The following is a 25,026-nucleotide window of genomic DNA, read 5'->3' as shown; positions in this document are numbered from 1 at the left end:
ATGGCGCGTCCCAGCGGGGGGACGCGCATCAACCTATTTAATTGCCCTCTGACGGCTTAGCGCCAGCTGCGGCTGCTTCCGGCTGTTTGCCAGGTTTAGGCAAAGTACGGATATGCAGCTGCTGCAGCTGGGAAATATCGACTTCTGACGGCGCATCGCTCATGAGCTCTGTAGCGCTTGCCGTTTTCGGGAAGGCAATCGTTTCCCTGAGGTTCGTCCGTCCGGCCAGCAGCATCACTAGGCGGTCAAATCCGAAGGCGATGCCGCCATGCGGAGGCGTGCCATATTCGAAGGCGTCCAGAAGGTAGCCAAATTTGTCATGCGCTTCTTCCATCGTGAAGCCAAGCGCCGCAAACATTTTTTCCTGCACATCGCGCTTGAAAATCCGCATGGAACCGCCGCCGACTTCGTAGCCGTTCAATACAAGATCATACGCTTGTGCGCGAATTTGGCCCGGATCTGTGTCGAACAACGCCAGATCGTCGTCATTCGGACGAGTAAACGGATGGTGTTCCGCTACGAAGCGCTTGGCCTCTTCATCCCAGCCGAGCAGCGGGAAGTCCACAACCCAAGCAAACTTATATTGCGATTCGTCGATCAAGCCCAGCTGTTTGCCGATTTTCAGACGCAGGTTGCCAAGCACATCCGCGACGACTTTCTTCTTGTCGGCCGAGAATAGCAGCAAATCGCCTTCTTCTACCGCAAGCCGTTCTGTAAGCGCCGCAATTTCCTCCGGTTTGAAAAACTTCACGATCGGCCCGCGCCATTCTCCTTCTTTCACTGTAACCCACGCCAGGCCTTTCCCGCCGTAACGCGCTGCGAATGGCTGCAGGTCATCCAGCTCTTTGCGGCTCCAGCTTGCACAGCCTTTGGCATTGAGTGCCTTCACTACACCGCCGGAGGCCGCTACCGATGCGAATACTTTTACATCGCTGCCGGAGACGATGTCGGTAATATCCTCCATCTCCATGCCGAAGCGAAGATCCGGCTTGTCAGAGCCGTATTTGTTCATCGCGTCAGCATAGGTAATCCGCTGGAATGGCGCTGGGATTTCAGCGCCAACCGTCTCGCGGAATAGCTTCGTTACAAGCTGCTCCATCAGGGCCAGCAATTGATCCTGGCTTAGGAAGGAGGTTTCAATGTCCACCTGCGTAAATTCCGGCTGGCGGTCGGCACGCAAGTCTTCATCGCGGAAGCAGCGGGCAATTTGATAGTAGCGCTCCAGACCGCTCACCATCAAGAGCTGCTTATAAATTTGCGGCGATTGCGGCAAAGCGAAAAATTCGCCCGGGTGAACCCGGCTTGGCACTAAATAATCGCGTGCGCCTTCCGGCGAGCTTTTGATCAAAATCGGCGTTTCGACATCGACGAAGCCTTCGCCGTCGAGGAAATCGCGGAAAATTTTTGCCGCTTTGGAACGGAGGAGCAGCGTATTTTGCATTTCCGGACGACGAAGATCCAGATAACGATATTTCAACCGAATAGCCTCATCCACTTCCACCCCATCCTCAATTGGGAATGGCGGCGTTTTGGATGCGTTCATAATTTCAATTTCCGTGATACGGACTTCAATTTCGCCTGTAGCGATATTGGTGTTTACGGTTTCGGCATCGCGCTCAACGACTTGCCCGCGTACGGCAAGCACATATTCATTGCGCGCACGGTCGGCAATCGCCAGCGCATCGCCGGAGAAATCAGGGTTGAATACGATTTGTACAATCCCTGTGCGGTCGCGCAGATCGATAAACAATACGCCTCCAAGATCCCGGCGGCGCTGTACCCAGCCATTCAATGTAACCGTTTGGCCAATATCCGCTTTTGAAAGTGTGCCGCAGTGGTGTGTTTTTAACATCATTGTAATGTCGCTCCTTTTTAATCTGCTTTTATTTATTTGGTTGCAGCTAATTCTTCACACAGACGATCCAAGGCTACCATGCGCTGCTCGCCGGTCGCCATCTCTTTCAGCGCGATTTCACCGCGGGCCAATTCGTCATCGCCCAGAATTGCAGTATAACGCGCATTCAGCCGATCCGCCGATTTGAGCTGTGCCTTCATCTTCCGCCCCTGATAATCGCGTTCCGCGCTCCAGCCATGCTGACGCAAGCTGTGCAGCACGCGCGTCGCTTCACGTTCTGCCGCCTCGCCTAGCGCTACAACATAGACATCCAGCTTGTGCAAATCAGGCAGTTCCGCCTGCTGGTTCTCCAGCAGCATAACCGTACGCTCCAGACCGATCCCAAAGCCTACGCTCGGCTGATCCGGCCCGCCGATATCGGCAACCAGACCGTTATAGCGGCCGCCGCCGCCAATCGTATCGATTGCTCCAATGCCGGCAGCTTTGTATTCAAAAGCTGTATGCGTATAGTAATCAAGTCCGCGTACAAGCCTTGGGTTGATCGAATAAGGAATGTTCATGCTGCTCAAATGCTGCTGCACGGCGGCAAAATGTGTCCTGCATTCCTCGTCCAAGCTATCCAGAATGGAAGGCGCGCCTTCAAAATGCTCCTGATCCACCTTGCAATCGAGCACCCGCAGCGGATTGCGCTCCATCCGGGACTGACAGTCCTTGCACAGCTTATCACGTATAGGCTGCAAAAATTGCAGCAGCCGTTCCCGAAAAGCAGCGCGAACCGCCGGCGTGCCGACCGAATTGATTTCTACCGTTACTCCTTTTAAACCAACTTCCGTGTAAAAGGTGTAGCCTAGCGCGATCACCTCGGCATCTAATGCAGGATCAACGGCTCCCAGCGCCTCCACGCCAAATTGATGGAACTGGCGGTAACGGCCTGCCTGCTGCCGTTCGTAGCGAAACATCGGCCCCATGTAATAAAGCTTTGTCAAATCTGGCTCGCCGTAAAGCTTGTTTTCCACAAAGGAACGGACAACGCCCGCTGTACCTTCGGGACGGAGCGTTATGCTGCGGTCACCTTTATCTTGAAAGGTATACATTTCTTTCTCCACAATATCGGTCGTTTCGCCTACACCGCGACGAAAAAGCTCAGTCGCCTCAAAGATCGGCGTGCGAATCTCCCGAAAGTTGAAACGGCGGCATACTTCTCTCGCTTTATTCTCAACATACTGCCATTTCTCCACAGTGCCCGGCAAAAAATCCTGAGTGCCTGGCGGCTTCTGAAAATTCATCGCATGTCCCCTCCAATCGCTGCTTCATTTTCTGCTCGCTTATTCAAAATAAAAAAAGGCCCTCGTCCTGCCTAATAAGGCCAAGGGACGAGAGCTCGCGAGTTGCGTTGCTACCGTGGTACCACCCACATTCCGAATTGTTATAAAGCAGGAACGCCAACAATTTCTAATTGGACTGCCGCCACAATTCGCTTCACTCGGTTAACGCCCGACTACGCATAATAGCTAATGAGCTTCAGGCAAGCCGGAAACCGTTCACTATATGTCCTCCGGGAAGTCTGTTCGTACAGGCACACTAAGGATTCTTGCAGCCACGGAATCCCTCTCTGAATAGGTACTGATTGTACAACGCGGTCCCTTCAACGGATCGACACAATATTACACTCATTGTAGGGCGTTCAATGCCGCTTGTCAAGCGGATTGTATTTAAGCCCAAAAAAGAAAATAACCTACAACGACGGGTTGCAGGTTCAATGTATATTCTATATTCAAAAAAGGGGGTCGACTATTATTATAGGCGCAGGACATTAAACAAACATTGAAAACAGATTACAGTTCCATTACAAAAAATAAAGCGCATGCAAGCAGGCTTGCCGGTCCTGCCCTCCACAATTGATGTACAGTGCAGGACCGGCTATTTAATTTAGCTGTGCCCGATACGGAACAATTTATTTAATGCTTCAATCTTCGCCTCTGTATAGTGCAAATAGGTGTCGTTATACGCTTTTGGCTCCTTTGGATTTGCCAGCCGCCCAATGGCTCCCGTATGCGGATCGACCCATTTGCTCGATGCGCCGCAGCCCAAACCGATTATCGTCTGCATTTCTTCAATGATGACAATATTGTATAAGCTTTCAATGCCAGGCTTCGCATAGCCGACGTTTTCCAGATTGCCTAAAATATTTTTTTGCCGGTACAAGTAGTAAGGCACATAGCCATATTTTTCCGTCCATTTTACGGCTTGCTCCATCATCCGGTTAATTTCCTCGCGGCCGGCTACCTTATACTTTGCCTCCCCGCGATGCTGGGTCATTTCGGATGCCCGCTTGAACGAGAGGGTATGCACAGTTAAAGATTCCGGCATAAGCTTGGCCGTCTCAGCCAGCGTATAGGCAAATTCCGCCTCTCCTTCGCCAGGCAGGCCAATAATGAGGTCCATATTAATGTTGTTCATACCGGATGCCCGAGCCAGCTCGAATTTTTCGATTGTTTCGCGCACGGTATGGTGGCGGCCAATCAATTCCAGCGTTTCTTGAATATAGGACTGGGGATTGATACTGATGCGGTCGATCCCCCATTTGCGCAGCACGGCAAGCTTCTCTGGCGTTATCGTATCCGGCCGTCCGGCTTCCACCGTAATCTCCCGTACATCGTTCACATTGGGAAAATACTCATACATCGCAGCATACAAGTCATCCATCTCTTCTGCCGTAATGCTGGTCGGTGTGCCCCCGCCAAAGTAAATCGTTGTAATGCTGATTTGATGCTGCCGCAGCCAATTACCGATCTCTCTTATTTCATGATGGAGCCCGCCCAGGAAGCCGCTGACCGAGCCCTGACGCCCATTGATATCATAAGCAGGGAAGGTGCAATATGCGCATTTGGTTGGGCAGAACGGAATCCCGATATAAATGCTTACCTCATTGCGCAAATCGTATAAATCAGGCAATGCCGAGAGCTGCTGATCCACGATTCGCTCCATAAGCGCAATTTTTTCATCCGAAATTAAATAATCGGCCCTCAGTTCGCGGTAGGCTGTCTCGCGGTCGACGCCTTTGCGCATCCGCTCGTGCAGCAGCTTCGTTGGCCGAATACCCGTCAAGATCCCCCAAGGCTGAACAATCCCCGTCTCCTGCTGCAAGACATCAAGCAAAACGAAACAGAGCGCCTGCTTGTAGTTTCTCCTGCGCTCCTCATGACCGGCCACATCATCCGGCGTCCGGCTATGCTCGGCCTGCCGCATGCCTCCTGCCCGGATATGCATGACGGCCGAGGCATGAATCGACCGGCCGTCATCCTCGGCCGTCAATGCGATGACGATATCCGCATTTTCATTTTCTTCCGGGCCGAATGAAGTTTTTACATTTTCAAAAAATAAGGGGACGATATGCGACAATGAACGCTCAAATGTCATATCCTCCGCCTGCAAATGTACAAGCATGATACACCTCTCCCAGCATGAAGCGGACAGCCAGGCTCGTCTGCTCGACGCCTACTGTCCGCCTCTTTATTACCAAAATGAGTTTATGAGCGGCCGCCCTTCGTTTCCTGATAACGAGACGATGCCGCTCCATCGGCCAATGCATTCATGTCCAGGAACAGTTCCTCCTCAAGCGAAGCAAACAGCAGCGCCTCATTACGCTCTGGCTGCAATAATTGCTTACCTGCCCGTTCTATCCCTTGCTCTTTGCGCGATTGATGCATGCGGCAACCCTCCTGCTGCACTTGCTAGCAGCATATAGTGTTGCCCTTAATCACCAAACTAATCAAACAGACGGAACCATGGAAATATTGGCAGCACTTTACTTCTCCTTGCTGTCGATAATTAAAGTTACCGGCCCCCAGTTAACAAGCTGAACGTCCATCATCGCCCCGAATCGGCCTTCGGCGACGCTCATCCCTTTTTGCCTCATCACAGCATTGAATTCATTGTACAGGCTCTCCGCCATGTCCGGCTTGGCCGCTCCCATAAAATTAGGACGTCTTCCTTTGCGGCAATCGCCGTATAGCGTAAATTGCGATACCGACAATATTTGCCCGCCGATCTCTTGCACCGATAAATTCATCTTGCCTTCCGCATCCTCGAAAATGCGCAATCCGGTCACTTTTTCAGCCATCCAGTTAAGATCGGCCTCCGTATCTTCGGGTCCGATGCCGACAAGCAGGACTAGCCCTTTGTCAATTTCGCCGACAACTTCATCATTAACGGTGACCGATGCCGCCTTGCTTCTTTGGACTACGACTTTCATGCTATCGCTTCCCTCTCTTGCTCCTAATGCTATTGCATAATCCTTTGCACGGAGTATACGTCTTTCACCCGTTTAATTTTTTCTACAACGGCATGCAAATGATCAATATTGCGAATCAATATCGTCATATGGATCATGGCCATTTTATTTTTGTCTGAGCGGCCGGATACGGCGGACATGTTCGTCTTGCTTTCCGACACTGCCTGCAGCACTTCATTCAATAAGCCGCGGCGGTCATGCCCAGTAATTTCTATATCGACGCTGTAGTTGGCTTCTACGGACTCTTCCCATTCCACTTCAATTACACGCGCCGCTTCCTCATCTTCGCCGCCAACCGGAATGTTCTGGCAATCGGCCCGGTGCACAGACACTCCCCGTCCACGGGTGATATAACCGATTATCTCATCGCCGGGGACCGGATTACAGCAGCGTGCAAAACGGACAAGCAGGTTGTCGACGCCTTTAACCGACACGCCGTGGGTCGGGCGATTTTTGCGCTGCGGCGGCGTCTTGACTTCCTTCTTCTCGCCCGTCAGCTCGATTTGATTGGCTTCTTCCGCTTCCTTGCGCATCTTCTCCGTCAGCTTGGTACAGATCTGTGCAGCTGTAATGCCTCCAAAGCCGATCGCCGACAGCATATCCTCTATATCGTGGAAGGTAAACTTCTGCGCCGCCTCCAGCAGCTTGTCATCGGTAAGCCATACGGACGGCTCCAGCCCGAGCCGCTTGATTTCGCGTTCCAGCAGTTCCCGCCCTTTAAGCACGTTTTCCTCGCGCTTTTCTTTTTTGAACCATTGCTTGATTTTGCTGCGGGCGTGTGAGGACTGGGCAATCTTGATCCAATCCTGGCTTGGCCCGTAGGAATGCTTCGACGTTAATATTTCCACAATATCGCCCGTCTTCAGCTTATGATCAAGCGGTACAATCCGCCCGTTCACCTTCGCGCCGATTGTCCGGTTGCCGACCTCGGTATGAATGCGGTAGGCAAAATCAAGCGGCACGGCGCCGGCAGGAAGCTCGAACACCTCGCCTTTGGGCGTGAAAACAAAGACAAGATCGGAGAAAAAATCCATCTTGAGCGATTCCACAAATTCGGACGCGTCGCGCGCTTCATGCTGCAGCTCGATAATTTCCCGGAACAGCGTCATTTTGTCCTCAAAATTATCGCCCGGCACGACAGATCCTTCCTTATAGGCCCAGTGAGCTGCAATGCCGTATTCGCTTGTGCGATGCATGTCCCATGTACGGATCTGCACTTCCGTCGGCTCGCCTGTCGGTCCGATAACGGTCGTATGCAGGGACTGATACATATTCGCCTTCGGCATTGCAATATAATCCTTAAAACGGCCAGGCATCGGCTTCCACAGCGTGTGAATGATGCCCAGCGTAGCATAGCAATCCTTAATATTGTCAACGATGATCCGAATCGCCAATAAATCATAAATTTCATTAAACTGTTTATTGCGAGCGGTCATCTTCTTATAAATGCTGTAAATATGTTTGGGACGACCGGAAATGTCGCCTTCGATGCCCATCTCGCCAAGCTTCTCTGCAATGCGGGAAATAACATCGTTTATATGCTTTTCACGTTCCGCGCGCTTCTTCTTCATCAGATTAGCAATGCGGTAATACTGCTGCGGATTTAAATAACGAAGCGAAATATCTTCCATTTCCCATTTGATCGCCGAAATCCCGAGCCGGTGTGCAATCGGACAAAAAATCTCTAATGTCTCGTATGCGATTCTGCGCTGCGCTTCCTCCGATTGATACTTGAGCGTACGCATATTATGCAGCCGATCCGCCAGCTTAATGAGAATAACGCGAATATCTTGAGCCATCGCTACAAACATCTTGCGATAGTTCTCATTTTGCTGTTCTTCCTTGGAACGGAATTGAATCTTCTCCAGCTTGGTCAGCCCGTCCACCAGCATGGCTACCGTCTCGCCAAACCGCGTGCGCAATTCAGCCAGCGGCACTGTAGTATCCTCTACTACATCATGGAGTAAAGCTGCAATAATAGACAGCACGTCCATCTGCATATTAACAAGAATTTCGGCTACTGCGACCGGATGCAAAATATAAGGCTCGCCCGATTTGCGGATTTGACCGTGATGAGCCTGCTCTGCAAATGTATAGGCGTCCATAACAAGACTGATATCTTGTTCCTTCATATAGGTCGATGCCTTTTCAATTAACTGCTCAATGCCCATGAAACGACCCTTTCCGACTGCTATTTCTCCTATTATGCCCCCACAAACGGCATGACGTCAACTATTTGTCATGTCCTGTGCGCGGAAAACGACGAAAGCTGCGGACATCGGCCTCCGCCGATTTCCGCAGCTCTTATTGCAATTAATACGTGACTAATGAAAACACGTCGACGCCTTCGAGCTTTTTCCGGCCATCGAGATAGCCCAGCTCGATCAAAAATGCAGCTCCGACAACCTCTCCGCCCAACTGGCGGATCAAATCGATCGTCGTCGCAATCGTCCCCCCCGTTGCAAGCAAATCGTCGGCAATAAGCACACGCTGACCCGGGCGAATCGCATTGCTGTGAACCGCCAGCTTGTCTGTACCGTATTCCAGGCCGTAGCTTGCCTCCACAACTTCTCCCGGCAATTTGCCGCTTTTGCGGACCGGTACAAAGCCGCAGCCTAAAGAAACTGCCAGCGGAGCGCCGACAATAAAGCCCCGCGCCTCAGGACCGGCGATCAGGTCGAACGATTTGTCCGCTATGCCTGCTTGAATAGCCTCAATAGCTGCACGGTAGACCCCGCCGTCGTTAATTAATGTCGTAATATCTTTAAAACGAATTCCCGGCTGCGGGAAATCAGGAATTACGCGAATATAATCTTTGAAATTCATGAAATGGCCACTCCTTGTTTAATGTCGTAGGTTGATGATTGCATAGGCGCTGCATTTTTTTGCTCTATAATCCATTGTGCCAATTGCGCTGTGTCCGCAAACAATATTTGTTCAACTTCCGCAGTGCGCCGGGCGCGGCGGTAAGTCTCCGACTCGGACAGATCCCGCTTCTTCGGAGCCGCCGGCAGACGAAGGCCGTTTTCAGCCGCGCTAACCAGTTCCAGCTCCGCAAATACACGCAGCATGAAAGAAATTGTTGCCCCCGGCCATCCCATCATCGCCGTCAAACGCTCCGTATACCCGCTTCCTTCAAGCGGACATACGCGCCGCATCGTCTGGTAAAGCTGTCCGAAAGCAGCGCGGTCCGGGAACGCTCCCGCCTCAGACTGTCTGCGCCCGACGCCGGCTCCCCGCCCTTCTTCCAACTGATGCGAGCGATTGTAGCAAGCATAGACCCGCTCCAGATTCGTCCACTGCTGCAGCAAAGCTATCAAGCGGTCTGCCGATTTGGGCCTGCCGCACAGAACAAGCGAATTGCCGGCCAGTTCAAGCCGCTCTTCCAATTCGTCATACGTCGAAATGACAAGCGAAGGCGGCAGCCCCCCTGCCGCTTTTTGGGCGGCTGCAAGCAGCGCATCGCGCCATACTTGATCAGGCACGACTACCAGCGCACCGCCGCTGATCAGACTCTGATCCGCCAGAAGCTGTTTAAATGCCGTGAGCGGAGAAACATCGCGCTGATCGATAAGCTGAACATCTTTTATCCGCAGATCCTGAATCATAAACTGCGCTTTCTTGCGTCCGTTCCATTCATTAAGCGACAGCTCGCCTACCAATTCAATTCCAGCGCCGTTCGAAATCCGCTCGGCGGCCATCCCCAAGCCGAAGCCTACCCCGTCCAGCAGCAGGCCTTGAGCGCTCAGCGTCAGCTTCAAATGATTTTTCTCTTTTCCCATTGTCCGGTAATCGGCTATTGTCGTGCCGGAGAGCATCAGCTTGGGAGCAGTATTTCCTGCACCGAACGGCTCCAGCAAGGAGAGCTGCTCCAGTACGGCGAGTGAAGCCTCTTCTATCGTGCATGTCAGATCGACCGTCGTTTTCGGAATCCAGTCCTCAGGCTGCAGCCATTGCCGCGCCAGCTCGCTAAGCCGTTCCTCAAGCGCAGGCAGCTTCTCCCGCTGCAGGCTCATGCCAGCCGCCGCCTGGTGTCCGCCATAATGATCAAGCAGTTCTTCACAGGCAGTCAGCGCGGCGTGCAAATCAAAGCCGTCTATCGAGCGGGCCGAGCCTTTGCTCATTCCGGTCTCCGGATCTATCCCTAAAATCAAGACCGGCTTGTATAGCTTCTCGACAAATTTGGACGCTACAATGCCCACCACCCCGACATTCCAGCCCTCTCCCGCCAAAACTACAACAGCCGGCGCAAGTTTGCCGGCCGCAGCTGCCTCGGCGCATTTGGCCTCCCATATCGCTTCCGCTTCTTTAACGATCGCTTCGACGACGCGCTGCCGCTCGCGATTGAGCATATCGAGGCTGATAGCTGCTGATGAAGCTTTCTCTTCATCTATTGCTGTAAGCAAGGCTACAGCGCGGTCGGCATGTTCAAGCCGTCCGGCGGCATTAATGCGCGGCGCCATGCCGAAAGCGACATTGGTAGCAGTAATAGTATGTAAATCGATGCCCGCCACTTCAGCAAGCGCCCGAAAGCCGGGCTTGTCCGATTGGCGCAGCCGCTCAATGCCATAGCGCACAAGCACCCGGTTCTCATCCGCTAGCGGCATCAGATCGGCGATTGTGCCTAAGGCGACAATATCCGTCCATTCTATAGGCGGCTCACCGAGCAGTGCCTGCGCCAGCTTGAATGCGACACCTACTCCGGCGAGCCCTTTGAACGGATAAGGGCAATCCGGCAATTTTGGATTAATAAGGGCAGCCGCTTTAGGCAAAACAGCCGGCGGCTCGTGATGATCCGTAACGATGACATCGATGCCGCGCTCTCTGGCATAATCGATCTGCGTGACCGCGCTTATGCCGGTGTCTACTGTAACGAGCAGCGTTACTCCCGCTTCCGCGGCCAAATCGATCGCCTTATTATTAAGGCCGTAGCCTTCGAGCGATCGATGCGGAATATAATGATCAAACTGCAGCTCAAGCCGCTGAAACAAACAGGTCATCAGCGTCGTCGAAGAAACTCCGTCCGCATCATAATCGCCATAGATGCGCACTCTTTCACCTGCAGCCCTTGCCAGCTCAATCCGTTCTACCGCTTCACGCATTCCCTTCAGCATAAAGGGATCGTGCAGACATTCCAGACCGCCATGCAAAAAGGTTTTTGCCTTCTGCGGCTCGCCATAGCCGCGCTGTACGAGCAGCTTGGCGATAAGCAGCGGAACGCCCAAAGTGCGCGACAGAAGCTCAGCCTCCTGATTTCCGGCCTCGTCAAGCGCAGCAATGTCCCATCTCGTCCTCGCTTGAAGCAGATTGTCCCCCTCCTTCACTCCAAAAAGCAAACGCCGCTCGCTACTGCATTAGCGTCGGCATTTGCTCCTGATTCGGATCATGATTCGATTTGTATGGATAACCCGGATCGTATGGCTCCACAGCAACAATGACATCGGTCACATGTAAAAAACGGCGCATTAAAAAATATTTGACCCGGCGGGCAACTTCATTGCCCTCCAGCACAGTAATACGCGGATTGACGCTAATGACGACATCTACAATGACATAATGGCCATGCTCTTTTGCACGCAGCTCCTCGACCGTCACTACACCTTCAATGCGCTGCACCGCAGTTTTTAACTCGTTAATATCGGCAGGCTCTTCTTGAATATGCTGGTTCTTCAGCACCGACATCGAAGCAATTCTATAGCCATTGGCAAATACAATGACAACAATGACTAGAGATGCAGCCGGATCAAAATAATAGAGCACCGGCAATGCCAGCGGTTCGCCGAGTGCAGCAACTCCAGTGCCGACAACTGCCGCGATGGAAGCGTACATGTCAAGGCGCCGCTCTTTGACCGGGAAGAAAATTTCCTTAATAAAAAAAGCGATGATTACAGTAGTTACTGCTGGCCATCCCGGCCCGTCCTCAACCCCGTCGGCAATCGATTTGATCGCCGAAATGCCGATTTCCAAGCCCATAATCATAAGCAAAATAGAAGCAAACACGCCGGAAGCGCCTTCCGTTCTACCTTTAACCGCCGGCACGGGCGCCTCAAAGGCGCCCAGCTGCCGGCAGCGGCGCAAGCCAGCCAGTGATACAAAAGCCGCTGTCGCGTCAGAAGCGGACCGGCATGCGTCTGCCAGAAGCGCCTTGCTTCCCAGCATGCCGATCCCGCCTTTGATCGCAGCAATGCCAATATTGCCGAGCAGCGCCATCCATGCGGCCGCTTCCGCTTTGGCATATCGTTGGTTTGCTAACATCATGGATCCCCCCAAAGTCCCCATAACAGCAAGAGGCTTTGCACTTCTCCATAAGTGCTTGCACGGTTGCTTGTCCGATTAAGATGCGGCTGGCGATTTTGCGGCCGCTTTCTTTTGCTTGCTTTTCAGCCATACCCATAACGGGCTGGCAATAAAAATCGAAGAGTACGCGCCGCAGATAAGACCGAACAAAATAGCGAGCGAGAACAGCTTGATCGATTCACTGCCGAACAGGAACAAGCTAAGCGCACAAATAACGACTGTGACAACCGTGTTAATCGAGCGGCGCAATGTTTGCCATATGCTATCATCGACCAGCTTGATTAAATCTTCTGTTGTTTTCAGCTTGGCGAAGCGCATATTTTCGCGGATCCGGTCAAAAATAACGATCGTATCATTGATAGAATAGCCGACGATTGTCAAGACAGCAACGATAAAGGTCAAAGTAACCTCCAATTGCAAGATCGAGAACATACTTATAACAAAGAACGCAGCGTGCATAATGCCGATGATCGCCGCGACGCCAAAGCGCCACTCAAAACGGATCGCCACATAAATAATGATCCCGATGCTGGCAATCCCGAGCGCCTTCAAAGCGTTAAATTGCAATTCTCTGGCCATCCCGGCGTCGACGGTGTTGATTTCCATAGAGGCGTGCTTGTCGAACTTCTGTGCGAAGCCCTCTTTCAGCGCCTTTTCCTTGTCGTCCTTCAGCTCTTCATCAAAGCGCATCGTAATCCGGTCAGAGCCGATCGTCAGAACCGGAGTGCCGAATCCGCCCTCCTGCAAAAACTGCTCGATTTCCGCTTTGCGACCGCTCAAATCCTGCTTCAAAGCAATATCGACGCTGGAGCCCGCGCGAAAGTCGACGCCGTAATTCAGACCGAAGATCGCCAGCGTCGCAATCCCCAGCACCGTAATAATGAGCGAGAAAATGAAGAAAATACGCGCTTTTTTAACAAAACTGAAATTCCGGTTTTGCGATCCAAACTTAGAGCTCACGAATTTCACTCTCCTTCACGCCGAAGTAAGCCGGTTTCTTCAAGAAATTGCTGCGAATGAGCAAATAAAGGAGCAATCGTGAGTAAAGCACGTTTGTAAGAATACTAACGATAATGCTCAAAATGAGAATGACGGCAAAGCCCTTAACCGAACCTGTACCGATAAAGAACAGCACCAGGCCGGCAATAACGGTCGTCAAGTTGGCATCGATAATGCTGCGGAATGAATTTTTCGAGCCCGCTTTTAGCGAGGACAAAACGCTCTTGCCGCTGCGCAGCTCCTCCTGTATCCGCTCGAACGTAATGATGTTGGCATCGACGGCCATCCCGATCCCGAGAATAAATGCGGCAATGCCCGGCAACGTGAGCGTCGCATTGATCAGATAGAAGCCGATGAGCAGCACCCAAATATAAACGATAATCGAGAAGCTGGCAATCAACCCCGGCACGCGATAGAACAGCGGCATAAAGAGCAGAACCAGAATCGTGCCCAGCCCGCCGGCAAACAGCGTTTTTTCCAGCGACATTTGTCCCAGCGTCGCGCCTACGCTTTGCGTATATTTCTCCGTCAGCTTAAGCGGCAGTGCGCCGAGATTGATCGTGTCGGCCAGATTTTTGGCTTCATCGCGCGTGAAGCTGCCTGAAATAACGGCCTCGCTGCTCGGAATTTCGCGGTCGACATTTGGATAAGAAATCATTTCTTCGTCCAGAAAAATCGCCAATTGATTCTTTTGAAGCTTGGCAATTTCTCTCGTTACTTCGCCGAATTTCTTCGAATCTTTCAGCTTGATCGCGATTTCCCAGCCGCCAAGCTGCGTCTGATGAATGCTCGCTCCGCCCTCGACAAAATCGATGCCGGTCAGCTCTACCTTGCAATAGCCGGCATCCTCAGAGCAGTCTCTGGCGCTGCGGAACGTAAGCTCGGCAGGCTTCTTCAAAATGTCGCGCACCTTGGCTTCGTCAGTAACACCGGCAATTTTGGCTCTGATCCGATTGGAGCCTTCGGGCGTGATCTCAGGCTCGGCTACGCCGGTTTCATTCGCGCGGCGCTCAAGGCTTTTTGCCGTTTGCCGCAGCGCATCCTGCGTAATTTTGCCCCCTTCTACAAGCGGCTTCGCTTCATACAAAATTTCAAATCCGCCCTTGAGGTCAAGGCCCAGCTTGACCTGCTTTACAAACCACGGGCTCGTTGCTCCAACAGCGGCTATCGATACGACCACGATGAGCACAAAATAAAGCAAACGACGATTCATAGTGCCTCAAGTTCCCCCTTATAATTGATGAGTCCCAACAGCGCTGGCACGCTCCGGCTCATCCTGCGTCCATAGACAATCTTTCCCTTTAGTATGGCAGAAATGCTTGTCCTAGCGCTCGTCATGCTATCTATTATAGCGATGCCGGAAAAACGAGTCAAAAAAAAGAAGCCCATCCCTTAAAACTGAGTTCCGCGATAGGCACTTATTGTTAAATAATTCATAAATTTTGTCGCTTTTAACGATAAAATATCATTAACGACTTGATGCATTGCCGGCTGCCCGGATTTGGCATATTTCTCACTGACGCATTGCCACACTTCTTCGGCTGTTACATACTCATAACCGACCAGCCGGAATTCCTCAGCCTTGCTCTGGCACAACTGCTCGATTGCCATGCTCCATTCCTCTTCTGTCATTGCCAGTTCCTCCCTCATGCACAACGATCTTCGGCAGCTATATTAGTTCTATTCGCCCTCTCATTTACGGTTTCCTGCTTGACGCCGGATATATGCAATAATTGACATGGAAACGGACATGCCGTGCATATGCTTGAACAAGGATTTCATAAAAGAGAGGGATATGACCGTGACCAAGCAATCATTCATTAAAGGCGCCTTAATTTTGCTCATGGCCGGGATCATTAATCGCATACTCGGTTTTGTGCCGCGCATCGCACTTCCCAGAATTATCGGGGCTGAAGGAGTCGGTCTTTATCAGCTCGCTTATCCATTCCTGCTCGTCATGCTGACCCTCATCACTGGCGGCATTCCGCTGGCAATCGCCAAATGGGTGGCAGAGGCGGAATCAAAAGGAGACTCGCACCGGGTCAAGCAAATTTTCCATACAGCTATGGCGTTTATCATCCTGTTCTCGCTTGTCATAACAGCCGCCTTTATATGGTTCACGCCTTGGATGGTTGCGACGCTCATGACAGACCCGCGCGTCTATCAAACATTCCTATGTATGAGTCCCCTGCTGCTCATTATCGGTATTTCCTCAGTGTACCGCGGCTATTTCCAAGGCAAACAGAACATGATTCCTACCGCCGTATCCCAAACAGTAGAAACAGCCATTCGCATCGTTTTCCAGTTATCCTTTGCCGTCTGGATGCTCCCGTACGGTCTGGCCTGGGCTGCTGCCGGTGCTATGATCGGCGTCATTGCCGGAGAAATAGCCGGATTGCTCGTTCTGCTATGGCACTATCGCCGGCATAAGCGCAGCAGCAAGCCTGGACAGGCTGAGCCAGCCAGCGGCGGGGAGGCAAAACTGTCAGACCGCCCCAAAAAAAGAGAGCCGATACTGCGCCATCTGCTCAGCCTTTCTATACCGGTGACCGGAAGCAAAATGATCGGTTCCTTTTCATATCTGTTTGAATCGATCATTACTGCGCGCGCGCTCGCAATCGCCGGCATAGCTACCGCTGCGGCGACTGCCCAATACGGCGCCTTGCAGGGCATGATCATTCCCGTCCTGCTGCTGCCTACAGCACTGACGTATTCGCTTGCCGTCTCGCTCGTTCCCTCCTTATCGGAGGCAGCTGCTCAAGGGGATCGCAGACTGATTCATAAAAGACTGCATCAATCCATGCGGCTGGCTTTAGTGACCGGTGCTCCGTTCGTGGTCGTAATGGCGCTATTTGCCGATCCGATCTGCCGGCTGCTGTACAACTATGCCGAGATTGCCCCTATGCTGACGTGGATGGCGCCTATTGGTTTATTTATCTATATGCAAGCGCCGCTGCAAGCGGCATTGCAAGCATTGGACAAACCGGGCACTGCCTTATCCAATACATTTATCGGAGCGATCGTCAAGCTGTTGCTTATTATGAAGCTTGCGGCCATGCCCGAACTTGGCATTTATGGCGCATTAATCGCCATAAACGTCAATACGGTTCTCGTTACGGTATTGCACTGGATTAGCGTTACCCGGTTTATCGGCTTCCGGATGCAGTACCTTGATTTTATTAAAGTAGGAGGAGCAATGATCATAATGGGCGCGGCGTCTCTTTGGCTCATGAAGCAGCAGCTCATGCCGGCCTTGCCGCTTAACTTGGTCGCCGCCTGCTTAATAGGCCTTCTGATCTATTTGCTGCTGATGGTCAAGCTCGGCTTAATTGACCGCTACGATCTTGCCCGCATCCCATATCTTAACCGGTGGTTCAAATAAAAACTGCGGCAACAGCTTTGAGCCGCTCAAAGCTTCTACCGCAGTTGATGCTCTACATTGATATATAATTCGCCGCGATGATCGATCGTGCACAGAAAAACATTTTTCAACTCATTAACGCCTTTCGCCTTCAATTGACTGTTCAGCCAAAAGCGATCCTTATCGAGGGATTTTAAGTTTTCGGCAATAAGCTTGCCATCCATTACTAACGGTACGGGCAACGATTCGAAACGATAGTGCTTAGGAAATGGTTTTGGCAGCTCTTTTCCCTGTTTTTGATTATTCGCAGCTGTATTTCCAGCCGTATTATTAGCTGACTCTTTTTTTATAATGGAAAGCTTTCCCGAAGGCTCTAGTACAGCGAAATCGACATCTTTCATCGTAGCGATCTGGTTCTCCCGCATCTGCTGCATCAGATCGTCCAGTGAATACCTCTGCTTGCGCATCGCTTTACGATTCAACTGGCCGCGATCAACCAGGATCGTCGGCTTGCCGTCAAACAGTAACCGCAGACGGCGGCTCTTAAGCGAAATAAGCGCCAGACATACTTGTACAATGAGAAGGACCAGTATCGGAAGCAAGCCATGCATGAACGGCCGTTTCGTATCTTCAATGACAATGGCCGCCATTTCAGCCATCATCACAAAAATAACTAAATCGAACACCGACTGCTTTCCGATTTCGCGCTTGCCCATTAATCGGATAATTAAAAATATGGTAACATACATTGCTAACGTCCTTGTGATATGTGCTGTTATCTCCAAATTTATAACCACCCTTCTGTCCCAAGACTGTTCCTCTATTGTCACCGAAGACCAGCAGCGTCATGCAGCGCATAAGCTTCGAATTTATGGGAGAAATGATACGAGTTGGTGTAAAACTTGTACTATTTGGGGGAGCTTGACCATAAGGTGTAGTAAACATCAGAACGTATGCAGCAAAAATACGATGACGTCATAAGGAGGAGTTACTAATGAAAATCGGCCATTCATTCAAAGAAGTTTCTAAAAAACCGATCAACTCGCCGATGCTGTCAGGCATTATCTATGCCGCAATCTGGCTTGCTTTGGGAGCAATTACGCTGTCGATTTTACTCAAATGGGGAAGCTTGAGAGAGGAACAGCTCTTGTCAAGCAGCTTGATTGTACACGGGCTGGCCGCACTTGCCGGAGGATTTGTCTCCGGAAGAAGATCGGGGAAAAAAGGCTGGTACTACGGAGGGCTGCTCGGTCTAATTTATGGTTTGCTCGTATTGCTTGTCGGTTTTCTCGCCTCCAATGCCTCCTTCACCTCACACACGCTTACAATGATCGGCGCGGCTTTAACTTGCGGAGCACTGGGCGGTATGATCGGGGTCAATACGAAAAAAAATTGAGGAAAGATTTCAAATTCGCCAAATGTTAACCATTATGAACTCCCCTATGTAATATGCTATACTAGATCGAGCCGCTACTTGCGTAATTGTTAATGTTATAGGGGGAAAATATTATTATGATGTTGTTTGACAGTATGACGACCGTCACCATCTATACGGCATTCACTGTCGTCTTTCTGCTATGGTACGGCACGCTAAGCAATCCATTGCGAGTGGGCGGCGCATTTCTGAAGGAACTCATAACCTCAAGGGCTTACTTGCTGCATTTCGCTGCATTGCTGATGATCCTGTTCTTTAATAAAGTTGAATTAATGATTGAGGAAAACATGACCTCCTATCAGGCTAACTTTACGCCGTTTTTTCAATCGATTGAAGGCCATTTTGTCGGCAGCCTGCAGCAACTGTTCGAAAATAGCATACTGACGACGATTCTTGCATTTATTTATGTTGTTGTTTTTCAGGCGCTGCTTATCGTCTCGATCGGTATCTATACGTTTGAGGACAAGACGAAAAAAATGTTCTACGCTGTCTGCTATGCAATTATGATAAATTATATAGTGGCCATTCCTTTTTATCTGTTTTTTCCGGTTCTGGAGGTATGGCATTTCGATTCCAGCGTCAAATTTTTGATGCTTGATGTATTCCCGTCCTTTGAAACCGAGTACCGGGCATTATCCGGCATCGACAATTGCTTCCCTAGCCTGCATACCTCTTTATCTGTAACGCTTGCGGTGCTGGCGGTTCGATCCGGGAATAAACGCTGGGGCTGGTTTTGCAGCATCTGTGCAGCACTCGTTATATTCTCGATTTTCTACTTGGGCATCCACTGGTTAATCGATATGTTGGGCGGATTGCTGCTTGGCTTGTTCGCTTCCACAGCAGGCCTGCGATTAAGCGAAAAAACAGTTCCATGGATGCGCGCCCGCAAGCAGCGGCTCGCGGCGGCCAAGTATTCTTATGTCCGTGAAGACGCCAAGTGAGAAAAAGGGCTATTTCATCAACCGCCGATGGCGATGATGAAATAGCCCTTTTGTCATTATGCTTTAATGCCGTCGTTAGCGGTTTCTTCTTTCTTCTCTTCCTTCTTCTCTGCTGCTGCAGCAGCAGTACTGGAAGTTACATTGTTTATCGCACTGCGGTCAAATGTAATTTTCGTGGCATCGTTTACACGCAGGACAACGATGTCATCTGTAATCTCCATAATTGTTCCGTGCATGCCCCCGATTGTTACGACTTTGTCGCCCTTCTTCAATTGGTGCAGCATCGAAGTACGCTGTTTTTGTTTTTTCTGCTGCGGACGGATAAGCAGGAAATAAAACACCGCAAACATCAAAATAAACGGCGCAATCGAGCCTAAAATACCCCAGCTGCCGCCGGCGGCAGCATCAGCTGCTATCATCATAGTTTATTCACCCCTTTCAGAATCCTTTGTCATTGTCATGCAGGCCATATTTGTCGAAGAAAGCGTCCCGGAAATCAAGCAGACGATCCTCTCTGATGGCTTGACGCACATCCCGCATGAGCTGCAGTAAAAAGTGCAAATTATGATACGTAGTCAGGCGCAGTCCAAACGTCTCGTCCGCCTTGATGAGGTGACGGATGTAAGCGCGGGAATAGTTGGTGCAGGTATAGCAGGAGCATTCCGGATCGAGCGGACCAAAGTCGTCCGTGAACTTCGCGTTGCGAATAACCAGCCTTCCGCCGCTTGTCATCGTTGTCCCATTCCGGGCGATTCGGGTAGGCAGAACGCAATCAAACATATCGATGCCGCGAATTGCGCCATCCAGCAGCGCATCCGGTGAACCAACCCCCATCAAATAACGCGGCTTGCCGGTTGGCAGCAGCGGAACCGTACTTTCCAGCACGCGATACATGATATCCTTCGGTTCCCCGACACTTAATCCTCCAATAGCATACCCCGGGAAATCCATGGAAGTCAACTCGGTGGCGCTTTGCTTGCGTAAATCGTCAAACATCCCGCCCTGCACTATGGCAAACAACGCCTGGTCATGCGGACGGGCATGGGATTCTAGACATCTTTCCGCCCAGCGGGTCGTTCTTTCCAGCGATTGCTTCACATAAGAGTATTCCGCCGGATAAGGCGCGCACTCGTCGAATGCCATCATAATATCCGGCCCCAGCGCATTTTGAATCTCCATCGCCTTCTCCGGAGAAATAAACAGCTTGTCGCCGTTTAGATGAGAACGGAAATGTACGCCCTCTTCTGTAATTTTTCTCATCTCGCTTAAACTGAACACTTGAAACCCGCCGCTATCGGTCAAGATCGGACGATCCCAATTCATAAATTTATGCAGTCCGCCTGCTTGCCTGATCAATTCATGACCGGGACGGACAAAGAGATGATAAGTGTTGCTCAAAATAATTTGCGCGTCCATCTGCTTCAGTTCTTCCGGGCTCATCGTCTTGACCGTCGCTTGTGTGCCGACCGGCATAAAGGTCGGCGTCTCAATGACTCCGTGCGGAGTATGAATGCGGCCAAGGCGCGCCCCGGATTGCTTGCATACCTTCAATAATTCATACGTAATTGCCATCTGTGCATCTTCCATTCTCTCTAATAGATAAACATCGCATCCCCAAAGCTAAAAAAGCGGTATTCCCGTGCAACTGCTTCCTTGTAAGCCTGCATCGTATGATCGCGTCCCGCCAATGCACTGACGAGCATGACAAGCGTCGATTTGGGCAGGTGAAAATTTGTCAGCAAGGCGTCGACAAGCTTAAAGGTGTAGCCGGGAAAAATAAAAATATCTGTCCAGCCGCTGCATGCTTTGACTGTTAGCTGACCATTGACTTCCATGCAGTGTGATGACACGGTCTCCAGCGTACGGGCGGAAGTCGTGCCGACAGCAACGATACGTCCCCCGCGATCTCTCGTTTTATTTATTAAGGCCGCGGTTTCTTCATTTAATTCGTAATACTCTGCATGCATCGTATGATCCTCGACTTTATCGACCGACATAGGGCGAAAGGTGCCCAGTCCCACATGAAGAGTGATATAGCCGATATTAACGCCCTGTGCCTTTAGCTTCTCCAGAAAGCCAGTCGTAAAATGCAGGCCGGCAGTCGGCGCGGCTGCAGAACCTTCCTGCCGGGCGTAAACGGTCTGATACCGCTCGCGATCGTCGAGCCGCTCTTTAATATATGGCGGAAGCGGCATTTCTCCCAGCCGGTCCAGCAGCTCCTGAAAGATCCCTTCGTACTGGAATTGCACCTCGCGCGCTCCCATTTCACCTGCCCCGGTAACGACAGCCCGCAGCAGTGGCTTGCCATGCCCATCGTCGCCAAAGACCAGCTCCGAGCCAATTTTCAGCTTTTTGGCCGGCTTTGCCAGCGTTTCCCAGCGATCGCCCTCAAGCTGCTTCAACAGCAATATCTCTGCCTTTGCTCCTGTGTCGGCCTTCATGCCAAGCAGCCTAGCCGGCAGCACTCGCGTATCATTCAAAATAATTGTATCGCCCGGACGCAGCATTTGCGCCAGCTCGGTAAAACGATGATGGCCAAGCGCGCCTGTCGCTTTGTCCAATGTCAACAGCCTGGACGCCGTGCGTTCAGCAAGCGGCGTCTGGGCAATTAAAGCTTCCGGCAAATAAAAATCAAACTCTTCTACATTCATCGGCTCTTGTCAGTCCTTAACGATCTTTGCGTCTTTATAGTAGTATTGCAAAATATACTGATAGTCATACCCTTTTTCTGCCAATCCGCGTGCTCCATATTGAGACATACCTACACCATGCCCGTAACCATGTCCTACAAAACGGAAGGTTGGCTCTTTCGTCACCGGTCTGATGTCGCCTTTTCCATTTAGCACAAACAGCTGCTTGTCTTGTGATGTCTGTTTGCCGTTTGCCCCAAGGATGGTTACATTGCTGCGGTTGTCCTGGCTGCCCTTGGCGCCGGCAACGGCCAGCCTTGCCGACTCATCCACCTCGAATAAGGTGCTTGGCAATCCGCCCAGAGCGCCGCGAAGATTGTCGGGGTATTTCACATTAAGCGGCTTGCCGTTAACGAGGAGCTCCGTCGTTCTGCCGGAGGGCCCTTTTTTCCCCACTTCCAGCGTTCGTATCGTTCCCTCAAGCGCGACGCCCGCTGCCTTGATCTTTTTCTCCAGCTCCTGTGAAGTAAACGGCCCGCGAATCCACGACATTTCATTGGACTGCACGACACGCTCCAAAATAACGACGCGCGTGCCTGCTGCAGCTTTGGCGACGGCAGGCACACTGTCCTGGACAAGCGGGATCGGACGCACCATAACGCCGTCGCTCTTGACGCGCATTATAACGCTTCCGGCAGCCGTCTTGTCGGCTGTCTGTTCGAGCAGATCTTCACGAATATAGCCCGTTTCGCCGCTAGGCAGTACAACGCGGGACCAATAAGGCAGCCCCTTCTCCGAGACCTCGTCCGGACTTGGCACTGATTTTAGGTATGAGACTTCATATCCCCATACCTCGGACGAATCCGCACTCACTCCGCCAGCGCTGGAAGAAAACATCGTTTCGATCACTTTGCCGTTAACCGTCACTATTTCTCCCGCCGTAGCATCAACCGCCTTTATTGTTGCAGGCTTTTCCGCGCCAATCCCTCCGTAGACTTGGCTAATCGTCGTATCGGCAACATGGGCGATTTGAAATGCAAAACCTTGATACAAAGCAAACGTACGCGCGGCCACCGCCTGTGCTTTCAGCGCTTCCATATGCCAGGAGGCCGGCATTTCTCCCCCTATTACAGAATACAAATATTGTTCAAATGGCAGCTCGTTGACAACAGCCAGTTTGCTATTCATGCCGCTAAATTCCATTTGGCCGCGATAATTGCGGTTATACCGCTCCGCAAGCTTGATTCCGGTAGCCGCTTCTGTCGTTACAGCCACCTTGGCGGCCGTTCCCGGTAGTGCAATCAATTTATCCCCGCCGGCGCGGTCTGTATAATCGTCTCGCAAAAGAATATAGGATGAAGTCAAGACGGGCATAGTATCCGCATTTTGTCCCGCTTTCGTCCGCAAGGCATTCAGGCCGCTCTCATCTGTTTCCGCGCCGAGCAGCACGATATATTGCCCTTTTTTGGCAGCTTCCTGCCGCATGCCGACGATCGCCTCAACGCCGGCAGCCCCCCATGAATTCGCTGCCGCACGCGCCTCCTCCTCTGTTGCATAAGAGCCGGCTAGCAAATGATAAGGCCCGATCACTGCACTGGCAGAATTACTGCCAGTCACGCCGGAGATGGTGCTGTCCTTTCCCCACTTCGCTGCTGCCGTATTAGCTGCCGATACGCTGGAATAAGAGCCCTCCAACACTTGATACACAGTCGTGCCATTCCTGGACGATGCGGTAAGCATCCCCGCTCCTCCCGCCGCCTTCAGCCGTTTGGCGACAGCCTGTGCCGAGCTTAAATCCTTCGTTTCAATTACTTTGACCTTGAAATCATCCAGCGTAAAGCGCAGCTGCTGGCTGGATTGAAAGAGCGGGACGATTCCCGACGGCTCGCGAAACCCAACGCTCAATGCCCCTTCTGAACTTAATGTTATTGAAGGGACGGTTGATTTATATTTGGGGTGATCGATAAATAAGCCCACTCGAATTGTATCCAGCTTCGGGACAGCGCCTTGCGAAGGGACAGCCGTCCACACCGAAACGATGAGCGTCAGCGCCAGCAGCAGCGCCGCCATGCGGCGCACCCTTGGACGAATCCCGCCCCTATACATCTTCCTTCCCGCAGTTACTTCGCTAGCCTTCATCAGCCGTTCCTCCATTCTGTCATGAAGTATTTTATTCCTCGGACGCCTTGCCGCCGGCTAACTCGCCGGGAACCGGAAGCCCGAGATGGATATAGGCCTGCGGAGAAACAACTCTTCCGCGGGGTGTTCGCTGCAAAAAGCCGATCTGCATCAAGTACGGCTCATACACATCTTCAATGGTCTGGCTTTCTTCGCCTATAGTAGCTGCAATCGTATCAAGTCCTACAGGACCGCCGCGATAATTCACAATCATCGCCTGCAGCATCTTGTGGTCGATCTGATCGAGGCCAAGCGGGTCTACCTGTATAAGCTCCAATGCATTGCGTGCTAGCTCGTGGGTAACGATGCCGTCGCCGCGCACCTGTGCAAAATCCCGCACCCGCTTCAGCAGCCGGTTGGCAATCCGCGGCGTTCCCCGCGAGCGCATGGCAATTTCCTTGGCAGCTTCGCCTACTATACCAATTTCCAATATTTCTGCCGCTCGTGTCACTATGTAAGCCAGCTCGTCCACTTTATAAAATTCCAGTCTGCTGATGACGCCAAAACGATCGCGCAGCGGCGCCGACAGCAGCCCGGCCCGGGTAGTCGCGCCAATGAGCGTAAAGGGCGGCAGCTCCAGGCGCACCGATCTGGCACTCGGCCCCTTCCCGATCATAATATCGAGCGCAAAATCCTCCATAGCCGGATAGAGCACTTCTTCCACCGTCCGGTGCAGACGGTGAATTTCATCGATGAACAGCACATCACCTTCCTGCAAATTCGTCAGCAAAGCCGCGAGGTCGCCAGGACGCTCAATAGCGGGACCGCTCGTCGTCCGCAGATTTACGCCAAGCTCATTGGCGATAATGTTGGACAATGTCGTTTTTCCCAGCCCTGGAGGACCGTAAAGCAGTACATGATCCAGCGCTTCCTTCCGCAGCTTCGCCGCCTCAATGAACACCTTCAAATTTTCCTTTACTTGCGACTGGCCGATATATTCAGCCAAATAGCGGGGGCGCAAGCTCAGCTCGACCGCTTGATCCTCCATCATTAGATTAGCGGAAATGATTCGCTCCTCCACGTTTGCTCCCTCCTT

General features: G+C 51.6%; 21 protein-coding genes. 3 read left to right on the top strand and 18 right to left on the bottom strand.

Annotated features, from left to right (window positions below; genetic code table 11):
* Positions 1-37: 37 nt before the first annotated feature.
* From aspS to ACFQ0N_RS19030, 12 genes are all read right to left on the bottom strand, one after another.
* On the bottom strand, positions 38-1,855 hold the full coding sequence (gene aspS, locus ACFQ0N_RS19085) for an aspartate--tRNA ligase (RefSeq protein ID WP_379329038.1): 1,818 nt from the start codon (positions 1,853-1,855) through the stop codon (positions 38-40).
* A gap of 32 nt (positions 1,856-1,887) precedes the next feature.
* Positions 1,888-3,141: a histidine--tRNA ligase gene (gene hisS, locus ACFQ0N_RS19080; protein WP_379329036.1), complete on the bottom strand. Its 1,254-nt coding sequence runs from the start codon at positions 3,139-3,141 to the stop codon at positions 1,888-1,890.
* A 643-nt stretch (positions 3,142-3,784) separates the two neighbouring features.
* A complete protein-coding gene (locus ACFQ0N_RS19075; protein WP_379329034.1) occupies positions 3,785-5,302 on the bottom strand; it encodes a coproporphyrinogen III oxidase in 1,518 nt (505 codons plus the stop codon).
* An 83-nt stretch (positions 5,303-5,385) separates the two neighbouring features.
* Positions 5,386-5,565: a hypothetical protein gene (locus ACFQ0N_RS19070; protein ID WP_379329032.1), complete on the bottom strand. Its 180-nt coding sequence runs from the start codon at positions 5,563-5,565 to the stop codon at positions 5,386-5,388.
* A gap of 98 nt (positions 5,566-5,663) precedes the next feature.
* The gene (gene dtd, locus ACFQ0N_RS19065; RefSeq protein ID WP_379329031.1) at positions 5,664-6,110 is read right to left on the bottom strand and encodes a D-aminoacyl-tRNA deacylase; all 447 of its coding nucleotides are present in this window, start codon (positions 6,108-6,110) and stop codon (positions 5,664-5,666) included.
* A 29-nt stretch (positions 6,111-6,139) separates the two neighbouring features.
* Positions 6,140-8,320: a RelA/SpoT family protein gene (locus tag ACFQ0N_RS19060; RefSeq protein WP_379329029.1), complete on the bottom strand. Its 2,181-nt coding sequence runs from the start codon at positions 8,318-8,320 to the stop codon at positions 6,140-6,142.
* 142 nt (positions 8,321-8,462) lie between these two features.
* Entirely contained in the window at positions 8,463-8,975 is a 513-nt protein-coding gene (locus ACFQ0N_RS19055; RefSeq protein WP_379329027.1) for an adenine phosphoribosyltransferase, read from the bottom strand.
* Entirely contained in the window at positions 8,972-11,473 is a 2,502-nt protein-coding gene (gene recJ, locus ACFQ0N_RS19050; RefSeq protein ID WP_379329025.1) for a single-stranded-DNA-specific exonuclease RecJ, read from the bottom strand. The genes ACFQ0N_RS19055 and recJ overlap by 4 nt, the downstream gene beginning before the upstream one ends.
* Before the next feature lie 22 nt (positions 11,474-11,495).
* Positions 11,496-12,404, bottom strand: coding sequence for a cation diffusion facilitator family transporter (locus tag ACFQ0N_RS19045; RefSeq protein ID WP_379329023.1), 909 nt, complete (start codon positions 12,402-12,404; stop codon positions 11,496-11,498).
* Between the two features lie 78 nt (positions 12,405-12,482).
* A complete protein-coding gene (gene secF / locus ACFQ0N_RS19040; RefSeq protein ID WP_379329021.1) occupies positions 12,483-13,406 on the bottom strand; it encodes a protein translocase subunit SecF in 924 nt (307 codons plus the stop codon).
* Positions 13,396-14,658: a protein translocase subunit SecD gene (gene secD, locus ACFQ0N_RS19035; protein ID WP_379329019.1), complete on the bottom strand. Its 1,263-nt coding sequence runs from the start codon at positions 14,656-14,658 to the stop codon at positions 13,396-13,398. The genes secF and secD overlap by 11 nt, the downstream gene beginning before the upstream one ends.
* Before the next feature lie 179 nt (positions 14,659-14,837).
* Complete coding sequence (locus ACFQ0N_RS19030) at positions 14,838-15,077, bottom strand: post-transcriptional regulator (RefSeq protein ID WP_379329017.1); 240 nt, start codon at positions 15,075-15,077, stop codon at positions 14,838-14,840.
* A gap of 169 nt (positions 15,078-15,246) precedes the next feature.
* Here ACFQ0N_RS19030 and spoVB point away from each other — a divergent pair, with 169 nt between their 5' ends.
* A complete protein-coding gene (gene spoVB, locus ACFQ0N_RS19025) occupies positions 15,247-16,827 on the top strand; it encodes a stage V sporulation protein B (RefSeq protein ID WP_379329015.1) in 1,581 nt (526 codons plus the stop codon).
* 35 nt (positions 16,828-16,862) lie between these two features.
* On the opposite strand, the gene ACFQ0N_RS19020 is transcribed toward spoVB, so the two are convergent.
* A complete protein-coding gene (locus ACFQ0N_RS19020; protein WP_379329013.1) occupies positions 16,863-17,555 on the bottom strand; it encodes a DUF421 domain-containing protein in 693 nt (230 codons plus the stop codon).
* A 245-nt stretch (positions 17,556-17,800) separates the two neighbouring features.
* Here ACFQ0N_RS19020 and ACFQ0N_RS19015 point away from each other — a divergent pair, with 245 nt between their 5' ends.
* Together ACFQ0N_RS19015 and ACFQ0N_RS19010 are read left to right on the top strand one after the other, a co-directional pair.
* Positions 17,801-18,202 (top strand): TIGR04086 family membrane protein, encoded by a 402-nt coding sequence (locus tag ACFQ0N_RS19015; protein WP_379329011.1) that lies wholly within the window; start codon positions 17,801-17,803, stop codon positions 18,200-18,202.
* A gap of 116 nt (positions 18,203-18,318) precedes the next feature.
* Positions 18,319-19,182 carry a phosphatase PAP2 family protein gene (locus tag ACFQ0N_RS19010; protein WP_379329009.1) on the top strand — a complete coding sequence of 288 codons (864 nt, stop codon included), beginning with the start codon at positions 18,319-18,321 and terminating at the stop codon, positions 19,180-19,182.
* A gap of 56 nt (positions 19,183-19,238) precedes the next feature.
* On the opposite strand, the gene yajC is transcribed toward ACFQ0N_RS19010, so the two are convergent.
* The 5 genes from yajC to ruvB are packed head-to-tail and all read right to left on the bottom strand — an operon-like array spanning position 19,239 to position 25,011.
* Positions 19,239-19,604: a preprotein translocase subunit YajC gene (gene yajC / locus ACFQ0N_RS19005; protein WP_379329007.1), complete on the bottom strand. Its 366-nt coding sequence runs from the start codon at positions 19,602-19,604 to the stop codon at positions 19,239-19,241.
* 16 nt (positions 19,605-19,620) lie between these two features.
* A complete protein-coding gene (tgt, locus tag ACFQ0N_RS19000; protein ID WP_379329005.1) occupies positions 19,621-20,754 on the bottom strand; it encodes a tRNA guanosine(34) transglycosylase Tgt in 1,134 nt (377 codons plus the stop codon).
* Positions 20,755-20,774: 20 nt separating this feature from the next.
* On the bottom strand, positions 20,775-21,833 hold the full coding sequence (gene queA, locus ACFQ0N_RS18995) for a tRNA preQ1(34) S-adenosylmethionine ribosyltransferase-isomerase QueA (RefSeq protein WP_379329003.1): 1,059 nt from the start codon (positions 21,831-21,833) through the stop codon (positions 20,775-20,777).
* Between the two features lie 9 nt (positions 21,834-21,842).
* Positions 21,843-23,951, bottom strand: a complete 2,109-nt coding sequence (locus ACFQ0N_RS18990; RefSeq protein WP_379329001.1) for a SpoIID/LytB domain-containing protein — start codon at positions 23,949-23,951, stop codon at positions 21,843-21,845.
* 31 nt (positions 23,952-23,982) lie between these two features.
* Positions 23,983-25,011, bottom strand: a complete 1,029-nt coding sequence (gene ruvB / locus ACFQ0N_RS18985) for a Holliday junction branch migration DNA helicase RuvB (protein ID WP_379328999.1) — start codon at positions 25,009-25,011, stop codon at positions 23,983-23,985.
* Positions 25,012-25,026: the final 15 nt, after the last annotated feature.

The organism is Paenibacillus sp. GCM10027626 (genome assembly GCF_042676285.1).
GTDB lineage: Bacteria > Bacillota > Bacilli > Paenibacillales > Paenibacillaceae > Paenibacillus_Z.
This window is presented reverse-complemented; position numbering and strand designations above follow the sequence as displayed.

What these genes read in the sequence shown, in the direction of transcription:
- aspS (WP_379329038.1), bottom strand. Translation starts at nt 1,855, where the DNA reads ATGATGTTAAAAACACACCACTGCGGCACACTTTCAAAAGCGGATATT.
- hisS (WP_379329036.1), bottom strand. Translation starts at nt 3,141, where the DNA reads ATGAATTTTCAGAAGCCGCCAGGCACTCAGGATTTTTTGCCGGGCACT.
- ACFQ0N_RS19075 (WP_379329034.1), bottom strand. Translation starts at nt 5,302, where the DNA reads ATGCTTGTACATTTGCAGGCGGAGGATATGACATTTGAGCGTTCATTG.
- ACFQ0N_RS19070 (WP_379329032.1), bottom strand. Translation starts at nt 5,565, where the DNA reads ATGCATCAATCGCGCAAAGAGCAAGGGATAGAACGGGCAGGTAAGCAA.
- dtd (WP_379329031.1), bottom strand. Translation starts at nt 6,110, where the DNA reads ATGAAAGTCGTAGTCCAAAGAAGCAAGGCGGCATCGGTCACCGTTAAT.
- ACFQ0N_RS19060 (WP_379329029.1), bottom strand. Translation starts at nt 8,320, where the DNA reads ATGGGCATTGAGCAGTTAATTGAAAAGGCATCGACCTATATGAAGGAA.
- ACFQ0N_RS19055 (WP_379329027.1), bottom strand. Translation starts at nt 8,975, where the DNA reads ATGAATTTCAAAGATTATATTCGCGTAATTCCTGATTTCCCGCAGCCG.
- ACFQ0N_RS19045 (WP_379329023.1), bottom strand. Translation starts at nt 12,404, where the DNA reads ATGTTAGCAAACCAACGATATGCCAAAGCGGAAGCGGCCGCATGGATG.
- secD (WP_379329019.1), bottom strand. Translation starts at nt 14,658, where the DNA reads ATGAATCGTCGTTTGCTTTATTTTGTGCTCATCGTGGTCGTATCGATA.
- ACFQ0N_RS19030 (WP_379329017.1), bottom strand. Translation starts at nt 15,077, where the DNA reads ATGACAGAAGAGGAATGGAGCATGGCAATCGAGCAGTTGTGCCAGAGC.
- ACFQ0N_RS19020 (WP_379329013.1), bottom strand. Translation starts at nt 17,555, where the DNA reads ATGTATGTTACCATATTTTTAATTATCCGATTAATGGGCAAGCGCGAA.
- ACFQ0N_RS19015 (WP_379329011.1), top strand. Translation starts at nt 17,801, where the DNA reads ATGAAAATCGGCCATTCATTCAAAGAAGTTTCTAAAAAACCGATCAAC.
- ACFQ0N_RS19010 (WP_379329009.1), top strand. Translation starts at nt 18,319, where the DNA reads ATGATGTTGTTTGACAGTATGACGACCGTCACCATCTATACGGCATTC.
- yajC (WP_379329007.1), bottom strand. Translation starts at nt 19,604, where the DNA reads ATGATGATAGCAGCTGATGCTGCCGCCGGCGGCAGCTGGGGTATTTTA.
- tgt (WP_379329005.1), bottom strand. Translation starts at nt 20,754, where the DNA reads ATGGCAATTACGTATGAATTATTGAAGGTATGCAAGCAATCCGGGGCG.
- queA (WP_379329003.1), bottom strand. Translation starts at nt 21,833, where the DNA reads ATGAATGTAGAAGAGTTTGATTTTTATTTGCCGGAAGCTTTAATTGCC.
- ACFQ0N_RS18990 (WP_379329001.1), bottom strand. Translation starts at nt 23,951, where the DNA reads ATGAAGGCTAGCGAAGTAACTGCGGGAAGGAAGATGTATAGGGGCGGG.